Below are 12,658 nucleotides of genomic sequence, written 5' to 3'. Positions count from 1 at the left end.
GAAGCGGCGATCTTGGCGGCAGCGCCTAGGATGGGGCCGATCCCTCCACCTCCAGGAAGTGTGCATGTCCGAGATCCACGACGTCATCATCATCGGTTCCGGCCCCGCTGGTTACACCGCCGCCATCTACGCGGCCCGCGCCAACCTCAAGCCGGTCATCTTCGAAGGCGCGCTGGATTCCGGCGGCGCACTGATGAACACCACCGAGGTGGAGAACTACCCGGGATTCGCGGAGGGCATCGACGGCCCGGACCTGATGATCGAGATGAGGAAGCAGGCCGAGCGCTTCGGCGCCCAGCTGATCACCGACGACGTGACCGCCGTCGACCTGACCGGTGAGATCAAGATCGTCAAGGACTCCGACGACACCGAGTACCGGGCGAAGACCGTCATCCTGGCCATGGGGTCGGGCTACCGTCGTCTCGGGCTGCCGGACGAGGACCGCCTCTCCGGCCGGGGCGTGTCCTGGTGCGCCACCTGCGACGGCGCCTTCTTCCGCGACAAGCCCATCGCCGTCATCGGCGGCGGCGACTCCGCCATGGAGGAGGCCACCTTCCTGTCGCGCTTCGGCTCCAGCGTCGTCGTCGTCCACCGCCGCGACGAGCTGCGCGCCTCGAAGATCATGGCCGAACGCGCCATGCGCGACCCGAAGATCTCCTTCGCGTGGAACAGCCACATCAAGTCCATCAACGGCGACACCTCCGTGCAGTCGATCACCCTCACGGACAAGAACACCGGCGTGGACCGCGACCTCCAGGTCAACGGCGTCTTCATCGCCATCGGCCACGACCCGCGCTCCCAGCTGGTCAACGGCCAGGTGCACCTCGACGCCGAGGGCTACGTCCTCGTCGAGGGTCGCGGCACGGCCACCAACCTGCCCGGCGTCTTCGCGTGCGGAGACCTGGTGGACCACACGTACCGTCAGGCGATCACCGCCGCCGGCTCCGGATGCGCCGCCGCCCTCGACGCGGAGCGCTACCTCCAGGAACTCGCAGACGCTCAGGCGTAAGCTGCACTGCAGCCTGCTCTGTAGAATGACGGGGTTTTCGACTCCGCCGGCAGAGCAGGCGGCGCTCAACCAACGTGCAAGGAGAATTCCGTGGCAGTGACCGACGTGACGGAGAATACGTTCGCCGACGAGGTGCTGATGGCTGACAGCCTGGTGATCGTCGACTACTGGGCCGACTGGTGTGCGCCCTGCAAGCAGATGTCGCCCATCCTCGACGAACTGGCCGCGCAGTACACCGACGTGAAGTTCGTGAAGGTCGACACCAACACGAACCCCAACCTCGCCGCGCAGCAGGGCGTGCTGTCCCTGCCCACGCTGCAGTTCTTCCAGAAGGGCCGCGTCGTCAACTCGCTCTCGGGCGCCAAGACGAAGAAGGCACTCACGAAGGCCATCGACGAGCTGCTCTGATGAGCTCCGGCGGTCACCCTGGACCCACCGAAAGCTGGACGGCGGTATCGCCTGAGCCTCCGGTGGGTTCGAGGCCGCCCATGCCCGCCTGGGTCAAGCCGGCGCTCGCCGGTGGGGTGGGTGTGCTCCTGCTCGCCGGTGGGCTGATCGGCGGCAGTCTCGCGGATCGCCCCGGGCAGACACCTTCCCCCTCAGCGAGCCCCTCGCCCGCGTTCCCCCTGGACACCCCACTGATGGTGGATGATCTGGTGCGCGGCGAGTCGAGCGAAAGCACCGGTCCCGGACCGGCCAACCAGCGCATCGTGCAGGCCGACTACACCGACGGTGAGAACACCGTCGTGTTCATCCTGTCGTGGCCGGAGCCGGATGTCGCGGAGTTCGTGGCCAACGCGGGCATCGAGATCGATGCTCAGACCCCATCCCCCACCGGAGGCTCTCGATACTGTGGGGTCTCCGAGGACACCGGCGAATCGGCGTGCGGTGAGGTGATCGACGAAGTGGGCGTGCTGCTCGTGTCAGTCACCGAACAGAGCGAAACCGCGGTCGCCGAAACCCTGGACCGCTTCAAGGAGGCGATCGGCCAGTGACCGACAACACCCGTCACGACACCCGGCTGGACCGGTTTGTCGACAACTACGCAGAGCGCACCAACGGCATGCGCGTCTCAGCCGTGCGTGCGCTGTTCGCCGTCGCCAACCGGCCGGAAATCGTCTCGCTCGCCGGTGGCATGCCCAACATCGCCGACCTCCCGCTGCTCGACATCGCGGATTCGATGGCGGAGATGGTGCGCACCCGCGGCATGCAGATCATGCAGTACGGCTCCGGCCAGGGTGAGCCGGAGTTCCGCGAGCAGATCCTGGACGTCATGGCACTCGAGGGCATCACGGCCCATCCGGACGACATCGCCATCACCGCCGGTTCGCAGCAGGGCCTTGACCTGGTCACGCGCATCTTCTGCAACCCCGGCGACGTCGTGCTGGCGGAGTCGCCGTCGTACGTGGGTGCCCTGGGTACCTTCCTCAGCTACCAGGCCGAGGTGGTGCACGTCCCGTGTGACGACGAGGGGCTCAACCCGACGGCGCTGCGGGAGACCATCGCGCGCCTCACCGCCGAGGGCAAGCGCATCAAGTTCCTCTACACCATCCCCAACTTCAACAACCCCTCCGGCGTGACGCAGCCGCTGGCCCGCCGTCGCGAGATCCTCGAAGTCTGCCGCTCGGGTGGGGTGCTGGTGGTCGAGGACAACCCCTACGGGCTGCTGTCGCTGGACGCTGATCCCATCCCGGCCATGCGCTCCATCGACGAGGACGTCATCTACCTGGGCTCCTTCTCCAAGACCTTCGCCCCCGGCTTCCGGGTGGGGTGGGTGCTGGCCCCGCACGCGGTGCGGGAGAAGTTGGTGCTGGCCCAGGAGTCGGCGACGCTGTGCCCGCCCGTGTTCAGCCAGTTCGCCATCGGCAACTACCTGAAGAACCACGACTGGCAGCGCCAGGTGGTGGTGTTCCGCGACATGTACCGCGACCGTCGCGACGCCATGCTCAGCACGCTCCACGAGACGATGCCCACAGGCACCTCCTGGACCCAGCCCGCCGGTGGCTTCTTCGTGTGGGTGACCCTGCCCGAGGGCCTCGACTCGCAGGCCATGCTGCCCCGCGGTGTGAACGCGCGGGTGGCGTTCGTCCCCGGCTCCGCCTTCTACGCCGACGGTCAGGGCGCGCGCAACGCCCGCCTCTCCTTCTGCTTCCCGCCGGCCGAGCGCATCCAGCTGGGCGTCAAGCGATTCGCCGACGTCGTGCGGCGCGAACTCGAGGTGATGGCCACGTTCGGCGTGCACACCTCCCCCGTCGAACGACGCATGCCCGCCGGGCCAGCGCCAGACCTGAGCTGACAAGGAGTGATGTTGTGACCGTCATCGTGATTGCAGGGGGCCTCAGCCATGAGCGGGACGTGTCGCTGCGGTCCGGCCGACGCGTGGCGCAGGCTTTGCGCGACGCAGGCCGGGTCGTCGTGGAGACCGACGTCAACGCCGATCTGGTGGAACTCATGCGCCGCAACGAGGACGCCGTCGTGGTGCCCATGCTGCACGGCGGCCTGGGCGAGGACGGCGCGCTGCGCGAGGTGCTGGAGGTGCTGGGCGTACCGTTCGTCGGCCCCACGGGCGCCGCTTCCCGGTTGACCTTCGACAAATCTGTGGCCACCTCCGTCGTGAGGGCGGCCGGGCTCGCTGCCCCGCGCCAGATCGCGCTGCCCCACGACATCTTCCGCGAACTCGGCGCCCCGGCCCTCATGGCGGCCATCGGGCAGCAGCTCGGCTACCCGCTCATGGTGAAGCCCGCGCGGTCGGGCTCTGCGCTGGGAGTGACGAAGGTCGACGACGCGGCTGCGCTGCCGTCGGCTCTGGTGGCTGCCTACGCCTACGGGGCCGTTGCGGTCATCGAGCAGTACCTCAGCGGCACGGAGGTCGCCGTGACCGTCCTGGACGAGGGCAACGGCCCCGTCGCTCTCCCCCCGGTGGAGATCCGGCCAGAGTCCGGCGTCTATGACTACGAGTCCCGCTACACCGCCGGTGCCACCCGCTTCGTGACCCCGGCCCAGCTCGACGACGACGTGCTCACCGCTGCGCAGGAGCTGGCAGTCGCCGTCCACCGGGCGCTCGGGCTGCGTCACCTGTCGCGCGTCGACATGATGGTCACCGCTGAGGGGCCCGTGTTCTTCGAGGGCAACGTGGCACCCGGTATGACCGAGACGTCGCTGGCGCCGCTGGCGTTCGAGGCAGCAGGCCGTGAACTGGGAGAAGTCTTCGCCTCGCTGGTGGATCAGGCGACGCTGCGGTGAGCACTCGCCTGAAGCAGGCCCTCGCCATCGTGGCAGGCATCGTCGTGGCGCTCGTCATGATGTGGCTGGGGGTCTGGCAGATGGCGTCCTACCAGGAATCCACCCGCGACGTCTCGGCCGAGCGAGCCGCGGAGCCCCCCACACCTTTGTCCGAGGCGGTTGCCCCCGACGGTGTGGTGCAGGACATCTACGGCAAGCGGGTCACGTTCACGGGGGTCTACCTGCCGGAGTACGAGGCGACCGTCGGCACCGGGTCGCCCTGGCGGGTCCTGACGCTCATGGAGACGGCCGACAGCAGGTACATCGCCGTCGTTCGGGGCTCGGTGGACGCCGCCGACGCCAGCGAGGGTATTCCGGCACCTCCTGAGGGCACGCAGAGCGTCGAGGGCATCTTCCTCGCCCCGGATTTTCCCGAGGCCGGCGGTAGCGTACAGGCGGACTATCCTTCGGTCCGCATCCAGGAGCTCGCCCAGGAGTGGCCGTCCCCGTTGATCGCCGGCTACGTCACCCTGCCGGAGACCGAGTCCGAGGCCCAGGGGCTCGAGGAGGCCCGTCTGGTGCTCCCCACGGCCGACGGCTCCCCTACGCACCGCGGCTACGCGTTGCAGTGGTGGGTGTTCGCCGCGGGGGCCATCGTCTTCGGGCTCTACTCGGCCCGCCAGCTCGGCAAAGCCAGCTGAACCCAGGCGGCCCGAGCTATCAGGGCCGTTCAGAGGCGCGCAGGGTCGCCCTCACGTTCTTCGTGGCGAAGTGCTCCGCCACGAAGCTCAGGAAGGGCACGGTGCCCGCCGCCATGATGGCGAGGAACCACTTGATCGACCACTTCACCCTGCGCCCCAGGTCGTACGCGGTGATGAGGAGCACGGCGTACAGCCAGCCGTGCGGGATGCCCGTCCAGCGGACCACCCTGTCGTCGTCCCAGATGTACTTCAGCGGCATCCCCACGCACACCAGGACGACGAGCAGGATTCCCACCACCCAGGCCATGACCCGGTAGCGGGTCAGCGCGCTCTTCACTCCCTGCACGTCTTCGGCGTCGAGGACGAACCTCCGGGAGTTGTGGGACGCGCTCTGCTCATTGACCGTCATACGGGTTTCCATCCTTATCGTTTTGTCGATATAACGCTATAACGTCTTCACGCTTTATATCTTTCGTCCGTCCATGATCGCCATGATTCGGTCGAGATCCTCCCCCGAGGCGAACTCGATGGTGATGCGGCCCTTGTTCCGCCCGATGTTGACCTTCACCCGCGTGTCGAAGTGGTCGCTGAGATGGCCCGAGATCTGGCGCTCGCGTTCGCTCGGCAGCTGCGGCCCGCGAGGGGTCGACTGCCGCGGGGTGGCTCTGTTGCGCCCCAGGGCAACGATCTCTTCTGTGGACCGTACCGACAGACCCTCGGCGATGATCCGCTCAGCGAGGCGCTCCTGCGCCTCCGCGTCAGCCAGGCCGAGCAGCGCCCGAGCGTGGCCTGCGGAGATGGTCCCCGCCGCCACCTTCAGCTGCACTCGTTCCGGCAGGCCCAGCAGGCGAAGCGTGTTGGAGATCTGCGGCCGGCTACGGTGGATGCGCTGCGAAAGCTCTTCCTGGGTGCAGTCGAAGTCATCGAGGAGCTGCCCGTAGGCGCGCGCCTCCTCGATCGGATTCAGATTGGCGCGGTGGAGGTTCTCCAGCAGCGCGTCTCGCAGGAGCGCCTGGTCGTCAGTGCCGCGGATGATGGCTGGGATGGTCTTGCGCTTGGCCAGCTTGCTCGCGCGGAGGCGCCGCTCCCCCATGATCAACTCGAAGCCGTCCCCGACTCGACGCACGACGACGGGCTGAAGCACACCGAACTCGCGGATGGATGCAGCCAGTTCCGCCAGGTCGTCCTCGTCGAACACTGTGCGGGGCTGCTGGGGGTTCGGCCCGATCTTCTGAAGCGGGATCTCCTCGTAGACGGAACCGTCCTTGAGTTGCTCCGGTGCAGATTCACCATCCGTGCGTGCGAACAGGTCCCCGAGGCCCCTACCGAGCCCCGTGTTCTTAACTGCCATCAGGCGTCAGCCCTTTCTGCGCGGTTGGCGATTTCTTCGGCCGCTTCCTGGTAGGCGAGGGCGCCCACGTTCTTCGGCTGGTACGTCATGACTGTCTGACCGAAACTCGGCGCTTCCGCGATCTTCACCGAACGCGGAATCTCCACCTCGAGCGTCTCGTTGGGGAAGTGGCGCCGCACCTCCTCCGCGACGTCGCGCGAGAGGTTGGTGCGCGGGTCGTACATGGTCAACAGGATGGTGCTGAGCTGCAGGTCGTCGTTCAGGTTTCCCTTGACGCGATTGATGGTGTGCATCAGGTGCGAGACGCCCTCGAGCGCGTAGTACTCCGTCTGGATAGGCACCAGGATCTCGGTGGCGGCCACGAGCGCGTTCAACGTGAGGAGGCCCAGCGACGGGGGGCAGTCGAAGAAGATGTAGTCGACGCCGGATTCGTCGATGTAGGTACGGATCGCGTCACGCATCCGCATCTCGCGGCCGCGTTCGTTCACCAGCTCCAGCTCGGCCATGGCCAGATCGATGGCGGCCGGCAGAACGTGCAGGTTGGGGGAGTGCGGGGACGGCTGAGCGTGCTCGATGATGCCGATCTGCTCGGTCAACACCTCGTAGGTGCCCTTCGTGCCGGACTTGTGATCCACGCCCAGCGCGGTTGACGCGTTGCCCTGGGGGTCGATGTCGATGACCAGGACGTTGAGGCCGCCGAGGGCGAGCGCCATTGCGACGTTGACCGTCGTGGTGGTCTTGCCCACCCCGCCCTTCTGGTTCGCCACGACGAACACGCGGGGCTCAGCGGGGCGGGGGAGTGTGGGCGTCGGCGCCGCATACTCGACCATCTCATCCCCGTACTCTTCCTCCAGGGTGGCCTTCGCGGCGTTGCTCAGCGCCCGGCGGGGTTGTGGGGGTGTTTCACGTGAAACATTGCTGTGGTCCTTCCACAACTCGTTCTCGTCCGTCACCTGCTTGCGCTTGCGGAAGAACAACGCCATTGAGTGGCCTCCTTGGGGATTCGTGAGAACTCTACCCAAGCGGCTGGTCGAACACGATTCGGCGAGGCCGTTTCACGTGAAACATTCAGTTTCGATGCCTGCATCCCTCCGTAAGCTGGCTCCCGCCGGCGGGAGTGGTCGAGAGGGGCCCCGGCATCAGGCGCCAGCGCGCGTCACGCGGATGGCGCGCGTCCCCTCCACACCGGGAGCCGCCTGCAACTCGAGGACGTCCGCCCTCAGCCGGTTGTTCTTCAGCAGGTTCGCGGCATTGCGGATCTCCTCTTCAGCCGAGGCGCCCTTGAGCGCCAGCAACATGCCGTCAGGGGAGAACAGGGGTGTGGTCCAGCGCAGGAGCTTTTCCAAGGGAGCGACGGCCCGACAGGTGACCACGTCGAAGCGCGCCTTGACCTCCTCAGCCCGGCCGCGACGCACCTCCACGCGGTCACCGAGCCCCAGCTCTTGGACCGCGAGCTCCAGGAATTCACACCGCCGCTGGAGTGACTCGATCAGCGTGATGCGGAGGTCCGGACGGACGATGGCGAGCGGAATCCCAGGCAGCCCGGCTCCGCTCCCGATATCAGCGACATCAAGCCCGTGCGGGATGGCGTCCACGATCGCGAGCGAGTTGGCGACGTGTCGCTGCCATAGTTTGTCGCCCTCGCGCGGGCCCATGAGTCCCCACTCCATGCCGCGCGACGCCAATATATCGACATATTGCCTTAGCTGTTTCTCGCTTTGCGGGTACGTACCGAACAAGCGCACAGCGATCGTCTGCTCGAGTTCCGAGGGGTCGTGTTCCATGGGCTCCATATGCCTAACAATGCCAAAAACGAATCGACGGCGGACCCGGCACTCAGCCGAGCCCGCCGTCGAACCAGGACGGGAAGGTCTGGTCAGGCCTTCTGGACCACGACGCGACGGTTGGGGGCTTCGCCCTCAGACTCGCTCACGAGGCCGGCGGCTGCCACCTCGTCGTGGACGATCTTGCGCTCGTACGCGTTCATGGGCGCGAGACGCGCGGACTCGCCGGTCTCCTGCACCGCAGCGATCGCGTCCTTCGCCAGCACGATGAGTTCGGCGCGGCGGCGGGCGCGGAACCCGGCCACATCGACCATCAGGCGGGACCGGTTGCCGGTTTCGGTCATGACCACCAGGCGCGCCAACTCCTGGAGGGCTTCGAGGACCTCGCCGTCCTTGCCCACGAGCTGCTCGGAATCGGTGTCGATGGCCACGTAGGCGCGGCCCTCCTGCACCGAGTTCTCGATGTCGCCATCCAGGTCTGCGATGTCGAGGAGCTCTTCGAGGTAATCGGCGACCAGGTCGCCCTCGGCCATCAGATCGGTGTCTTTGTCGGACATTGCGTCCATCCTTATCTCTCAGGTCGGAGGCCCCGCGTCGGCCGTGGCGTACACAGCCTCGGGCGACGGGGGTCCGGAGGGTCTACTTCTTCTTGCGGTTGGAGCGGGCCTGCTGCCGCGGCTGCTGCCGCTGCACGACCCGGCGGCCGTCATCGGAGGTGCGCACCGTCTGACGCGTGACCTGCTGGCGCGACACCTTCGGCGCGTCCTCGGCCACCGAGCCGTCGGCGGAGGCGTCATCTGCCGGCCTGCCAACCACACGGGACGTCGAGACAGGCTTGGTCTTGCGCCGCTTGTCAGCACGCTGACGCATAACCTCGTCGGGATCAAGGCCCTTGGCCTTCATGCGGTCTTCCCAGTCGATGTAGGCCGGGGTGTTGGGCGCGGGGTTGTTACGGATGAGGATGGCCTGCTGGACCATCGTCCAGAGGTTGGACGTCAGCCAGTAGACGAGCACGCCGATGGGGATGAACGTGGCCGACATGGCGTACACGACGGGGAAGAAGTACAGCATCATCTTCTGCATCTGCGCGGCCTGGCCGGTCTGCGACTCCGGCGGCATGTTCTTGCGCATCAGCTGGAGCTGCGTGACGAAGAAGACCGCCACCATGGCCACCACGAGGAAGATGCCGATGACCTGCGTGGCGCCGAAGTTCTCGATGGGGAAGATGCGCTCGGCCAGCCCGGCACCCCAGATATTCGACTGCTGCAGCGAATCCACCAGATCCGGCCGGCTGGTGAACCAGTAGCCGCGCGGGGTGTCGTCGGCCACACCCTGCAGCACGCGGAACAGCGCCAGGAAGATCGGCATCTGCAGCAGGAGCGGGAGGCAGGACGCCATGGGATTGACGCCCTCCTCCTTGTAGAGCTTCATCGTCTCCTGGCCGAGTCGCTCACGATCGTGGCCGAACTTCTTCTGCAGTTCGGCCACCTTGGGCTGCATCAGCTGCATGTTGCGGGCAGAGTTGATCTGCTTGACGAACAGCGGGATGAGAAGCGTGCGGATCAGCACGGTGAGCATCACGATGGCAAGGGTCCACGTGACGCCGGAGTTGGCACCGAACACGGGGCTCAGCACCTGGTGGAAGAACACCACGATGCCGGACACCGCCCAGTACAGCGGCTGCATCATCGCCGAGAGCAGACCGTAGAAACTGTCCCAGATGTTCAGCGAGACGAACAGATCGAGCATTAAGCCACCTCAGCTATATGTGACGCCTGATCAGGCGTCGTGCTACGCGAATTCTCTTGTTCCCAGGCAGCAGCCTGCGGCGTGCCGGGAACGTAGTCGACCCCGCCCTGCGACCACGGGTGGCAGCGGGCGATCCGACCGATGGTCAGCACGGAACCCTTGAGGGCACCGTGGTTCTCCAACGCGGTCAGCCCGTAGGCCGAACACGTGGGATGAAACTTGCAGACATCTCCGTACATGGGGGAGATGAACCGGCGCCAGCCCTTGACGAACCAGATGAGCGGGTACTTCAGCATGTACCGGCCTTCCGGAACGCGCGGCGCCAGGCGTCGGCGAAATCAGAGCCGAGCCGTGCCTCGTCGACGGCGGCCCCGGGCAGCGCCCGAACCACGACGTCTGTGGGGAACGGGCTTGTCAGCTCCGTGGCAAGGTGCCGGAGGCGCCGCTTGACGCGGTTACGCGTCACGGCGTTGCCCACCTTCTTGGAGACAACAAAACCCACCCGGGTGCATTCGGGTGGATTCTGCTGAGGGTGCCTCACGTGCACCACTACTGTCGGCGTTGCCGCTCTCGAGCCGTGCCTGACGGTGATGCCAAAGTCGCCGGGCCTCTTCAGGCGCTGCGATTTCGGCAGCACAGAGTCAGGCCGACAGCTCGATGCGACCCTTACGACGACGGGCGCTCAGGATGGCGCGGCCGGCGCGGGTACGCATGCGGGCGCGGAAACCGTGGTTGCGGCTCCGACGACGGTTGCTCGGCTGGAACGTGCGCTTAGTCATGGGATTACTCCCTCAAGATCGAAGGTTGAACGCTGCCCGTGGCCCGGGCAGGGGGAAGTGGCCGCCGAGATGGCGACTGGTCAACGATACGTGGACAACCCCTCGTTAGCCAAACCGGCGCAGTTCAGCCAGTCAACTAATCAAACTACATGATTGTAGTCCAGGCGACACTCCGGCAACACGCCGATTCTCCTTGCAGGATCGTTCTACGGGGACTAGTTTCATAAGTCTGTCTCCGGTTATCCACAGGCGGGGCAGCATTGGGTTTAGCTCGGGATCAGTTATACCCTCTTGTGGACAACTCTGTGGACGAGTGCGATGTGAGGCGGAAGAACCGCCCGGGAAGTGGGTGAGGTGACTCAATCACCGACGCCAGACCTGGCGGTGCTGTGGGAGGACGTGATCACGTCCGCGGATTTCCCCACTCGCGCCTGGCTACGCCGTACCCGGCCCGTGGACATGCACGGCTCGACGCTGATGCTCGCCGTCGGTGACGAACCCACCCGCGAACGCCTGGAGACGAAACTCCGCCCACAGATTGAGGACCGGCTGAGCGAACTTTTCGGCCAGCCCACCCACCTCGCGGTGATGATCAGCCCCGAACTGGTGCCCGACGAGCCGGCTCCGGCCCCGCCGATGCCGGAGGAGCTGCCGCCGCAACCCATGCTCCCCCGCTCGAAGCCCCAGGAGGTGCGGCTCAACCCCCGCTACACCTTCGAGTCCTTCGTCGCCGGCTCGTCGAACCGCTTCGCGCACGCCGCGGCCGCCGCCGTCGCGGAGACCCCCGGCAAGTCGTACAACCCGCTGATGATCTACGGCCCCTCGGGCCTGGGCAAAACGCACCTGTTGCACGCCATCGGCCACTACGTCACCAGCTACTACGAGAACCTCCGCGTGAAGTACGTCTCCACGGAGGAGCTCACCAACGACTTCATCAACGCCATCTCCAACAACCGCACCGCCGAGTTCCGCTCGTCGTACCGCGACGTGGACGTGCTGCTCGTCGACGACATCCAGTTCCTGGAGTCGAAGATCCAGACGCAGGAGGAGTTCTTCCACACGTTCAACACCCTGCACAACGCCCAGAAGCAGATCGTGATGACGTCGGACCGGCCGCCGAAGCTGCTGGAGGCGCTGGAACCCCGGCTGCGCTCGCGCTTCGAGTGGGGTCTCATGACCGACATCCAGCCGCCGGACCTCGAGACCCGCATCGCCATCCTCCGCAAGAAGGTCGCGCAACAGCGGTTGACTGCGGGCACGCAGGTGCTGGAACTCATCGCCTCGCGCATCCCCACCAACATCCGCGAGCTCGAAGGCGCCCTCACCCGCGTCGCCGCCCTGGCCAGCCTGAACGCGCAGGAGATCACCGAGGACCTCACGCAGCAGGTGCTCAACGACCTCATGCCCGAGGACGCGGCCCCGGTGGACGCGCAGACGATCATGGCGGCAACGGCGGGCTACTACGGCATCAGCCACGACGACCTCACAGGCGCCAGCCGGGTGGCCACCATCGCGTCGGCCCGTCAGGTGGCGATGTACCTCTGCCGGGAGATGACTGAGTTGTCGCTGCCGAAGATCGGCTCGAAGTTCGGCGGCCGGGACCACTCGACGGTGCTGCATGCCGTGCGGAAGATCACCGAGAAGATCGGCGTGGACAGGGACCTCTACAATCAGGTCACCGAGCTCACGAACCAGATCAAGCAGGCGTGACGGCTGGTCCCGTATACCTCTAGGGGTATAGTGGCAGTGTGAACCAGGAGGCCCCCATGCAGTTGAACCCCGGAGAGATGGAATCCGTCGTCCGCAGACTCAAGCGCGCCCAGGGCCAGCTGGGCGGCATCATCAAGATGATCGAGGAAGGCCGCGACTGTGACGACATCGTCACGCAACTGGCCGCCGTGTCCAAGGCCGTCGACAGGGCCGGCTTCTCGACGATCGCGGTCGGCCTGAAGCAGTGCCTCGAGCACCCCGACCAGGGGATGGACCAGGCGAAGATGGAAAAGCTCTTCCTCTCGCTGGCCTGACGGCCCAGCTTGTTGCTGAGCGGCCGCCCCGCCCAAGGG

Annotated in this window: 16 protein-coding genes and 1 pseudogene; 8 read left to right on the top strand and 9 right to left on the bottom strand. The window is 66.3% G+C overall.

All coding sequences use genetic code 11. The annotated features are described in order from the left end of the window. Positions 1–64 precede the first annotated feature (64 nt). The 6 genes from trxB to C3E87_RS08525 all read left to right on the top strand — a co-directional run bounded on the left by trxB (position 65) and on the right by C3E87_RS08525 (position 4,932). A complete protein-coding gene (gene trxB, locus C3E87_RS08550) occupies positions 65–1,009 on the top strand; it encodes a thioredoxin-disulfide reductase (protein WP_076061670.1) in 945 nt (314 codons plus the stop codon). Between the two features lie 90 nt (positions 1,010–1,099). Next, positions 1,100–1,417, top strand: a complete 318-nt coding sequence (gene trxA, locus C3E87_RS08545; RefSeq protein WP_076061668.1) for a thioredoxin — start codon at positions 1,100–1,102, stop codon at positions 1,415–1,417. Positions 1,418–1,497: 80 nt separating this feature from the next. Further along, positions 1,498–2,004, top strand: coding sequence for a hypothetical protein (locus C3E87_RS08540; protein ID WP_076061666.1), 507 nt, complete (start codon positions 1,498–1,500; stop codon positions 2,002–2,004). Beyond that, positions 2,001–3,305, top strand: a complete 1,305-nt coding sequence (locus C3E87_RS08535; protein ID WP_076061664.1) for a PLP-dependent aminotransferase family protein — start codon at positions 2,001–2,003, stop codon at positions 3,303–3,305. Before C3E87_RS08540 ends, C3E87_RS08535 begins: the two co-directional genes overlap by 4 nt. A 14-nt stretch (positions 3,306–3,319) precedes the next feature. After that, positions 3,320–4,252, top strand: a complete 933-nt coding sequence (locus C3E87_RS08530) for a D-alanine--D-alanine ligase (RefSeq protein ID WP_198928255.1) — start codon at positions 3,320–3,322, stop codon at positions 4,250–4,252. Next, positions 4,249–4,932 (top strand): SURF1 family protein, encoded by a 684-nt coding sequence (locus C3E87_RS08525; RefSeq protein WP_076061662.1) that lies wholly within the window; start codon positions 4,249–4,251, stop codon positions 4,930–4,932. Before C3E87_RS08530 ends, C3E87_RS08525 begins: the two co-directional genes overlap by 4 nt. 19 nt (positions 4,933–4,951) lie before the next feature. Here C3E87_RS08525 and C3E87_RS08520 read toward each other — a convergent pair whose 3' ends face one another. The 9 genes and pseudogenes from C3E87_RS08520 to rpmH all read right to left on the bottom strand — a co-directional run bounded on the left by C3E87_RS08520 (position 4,952) and on the right by rpmH (position 10,595). Then, positions 4,952–5,341 carry a DUF3817 domain-containing protein gene (locus C3E87_RS08520; RefSeq protein WP_076061660.1) on the bottom strand — a complete coding sequence of 130 codons (390 nt, stop codon included), beginning with the start codon at positions 5,339–5,341 and terminating at the stop codon, positions 4,952–4,954. Between the two features lie 54 nt (positions 5,342–5,395). After that, positions 5,396–6,283 (bottom strand): ParB/RepB/Spo0J family partition protein, encoded by an 888-nt coding sequence (locus C3E87_RS08515; RefSeq protein WP_076061658.1) that lies wholly within the window; start codon positions 6,281–6,283, stop codon positions 5,396–5,398. Then, complete coding sequence (locus tag C3E87_RS08510) at positions 6,283–7,266, bottom strand: ParA family protein (RefSeq protein ID WP_076061656.1); 984 nt, start codon at positions 7,264–7,266, stop codon at positions 6,283–6,285. The genes C3E87_RS08515 and C3E87_RS08510 overlap by 1 nt, the downstream gene beginning before the upstream one ends. A 156-nt stretch (positions 7,267–7,422) precedes the next feature. Next, positions 7,423–8,067 (bottom strand): 16S rRNA (guanine(527)-N(7))-methyltransferase RsmG, encoded by a 645-nt coding sequence (rsmG, locus tag C3E87_RS08505; protein ID WP_076061816.1) that lies wholly within the window; start codon positions 8,065–8,067, stop codon positions 7,423–7,425. A gap of 92 nt (positions 8,068–8,159) precedes the next feature. Beyond that, entirely contained in the window at positions 8,160–8,633 is a 474-nt protein-coding gene (locus tag C3E87_RS08500; protein ID WP_076061654.1) for a R3H domain-containing nucleic acid-binding protein, read from the bottom strand. Positions 8,634–8,706: 73 nt separating this feature from the next. Next, positions 8,707–9,816, bottom strand: a complete 1,110-nt coding sequence (gene yidC, locus C3E87_RS08495; RefSeq protein WP_076061652.1) for a membrane protein insertase YidC — start codon at positions 9,814–9,816, stop codon at positions 8,707–8,709. A gap of 41 nt (positions 9,817–9,857) precedes the next feature. Further along, a pseudogene (gene yidD / locus C3E87_RS08490) lies at positions 9,858–10,100 on the bottom strand (membrane protein insertion efficiency factor YidD); the annotation flags it as partial. 5 nt (positions 10,101–10,105) lie between these two features. Then, positions 10,106–10,453: a ribonuclease P protein component gene (gene rnpA / locus C3E87_RS08485; protein ID WP_076061648.1), complete on the bottom strand. Its 348-nt coding sequence runs from the start codon at positions 10,451–10,453 to the stop codon at positions 10,106–10,108. Between the two features lie 4 nt (positions 10,454–10,457). Next, the gene (gene rpmH / locus C3E87_RS08480; RefSeq protein WP_076061646.1) at positions 10,458–10,595 is read right to left on the bottom strand and encodes a 50S ribosomal protein L34; all 138 of its coding nucleotides are present in this window, start codon (positions 10,593–10,595) and stop codon (positions 10,458–10,460) included. 354 nt (positions 10,596–10,949) lie between these two features. On the opposite strand from rpmH, the gene dnaA reads away from it, so the two are divergent. Continuing rightward, on the top strand, positions 10,950–12,305 hold the full coding sequence (dnaA, locus tag C3E87_RS08475; RefSeq protein WP_369819261.1) for a chromosomal replication initiator protein DnaA: 1,356 nt from the start codon (positions 10,950–10,952) through the stop codon (positions 12,303–12,305). Positions 12,306–12,361: 56 nt separating this feature from the next. After that, positions 12,362–12,619, top strand: coding sequence for a metal-sensitive transcriptional regulator (locus C3E87_RS08470; protein ID WP_076061641.1), 258 nt, complete (start codon positions 12,362–12,364; stop codon positions 12,617–12,619). Positions 12,620–12,658: the final 39 nt, after the last annotated feature.

Origin of the sequence: Tessaracoccus sp. ZS01 (genome assembly GCF_022342445.1) — a bacterium.
Classification (GTDB): Bacteria; Actinomycetota; Actinomycetes; order Propionibacteriales; family Propionibacteriaceae; genus Arachnia.
The sequence above is the reverse complement of the archived record's forward strand: the minus strand, read 5'-3'. Positions and strand labels throughout refer to the sequence as shown.

Excerpts from the sequence above, each read along its gene's own strand:
- C3E87_RS08500 (WP_076061654.1), bottom strand. The coding sequence starts at position 8,633 with ATGGACGCAATGTCCGACAAAGACACCGATCTGATGGCCGAGGGCGAC.
- trxB (WP_076061670.1), top strand. The coding sequence starts at position 65 with ATGTCCGAGATCCACGACGTCATCATCATCGGTTCCGGCCCCGCTGGT.
- C3E87_RS08515 (WP_076061658.1), bottom strand. The coding sequence starts at position 6,283 with ATGGCAGTTAAGAACACGGGGCTCGGTAGGGGCCTCGGGGACCTGTTC.
- C3E87_RS08520 (WP_076061660.1), bottom strand. The coding sequence starts at position 5,341 with ATGACGGTCAATGAGCAGAGCGCGTCCCACAACTCCCGGAGGTTCGTC.
- C3E87_RS08510 (WP_076061656.1), bottom strand. The coding sequence starts at position 7,266 with ATGGCGTTGTTCTTCCGCAAGCGCAAGCAGGTGACGGACGAGAACGAG.
- rsmG (WP_076061816.1), bottom strand. The coding sequence starts at position 8,067 with ATGGAACACGACCCCTCGGAACTCGAGCAGACGATCGCTGTGCGCTTG.
- C3E87_RS08470 (WP_076061641.1), top strand. The coding sequence starts at position 12,362 with ATGCAGTTGAACCCCGGAGAGATGGAATCCGTCGTCCGCAGACTCAAG.
- rpmH (WP_076061646.1), bottom strand. The coding sequence starts at position 10,595 with ATGACTAAGCGCACGTTCCAGCCGAGCAACCGTCGTCGGAGCCGCAAC.
- yidC (WP_076061652.1), bottom strand. The coding sequence starts at position 9,816 with ATGCTCGATCTGTTCGTCTCGCTGAACATCTGGGACAGTTTCTACGGT.
- C3E87_RS08540 (WP_076061666.1), top strand. The coding sequence starts at position 1,498 with ATGCCCGCCTGGGTCAAGCCGGCGCTCGCCGGTGGGGTGGGTGTGCTC.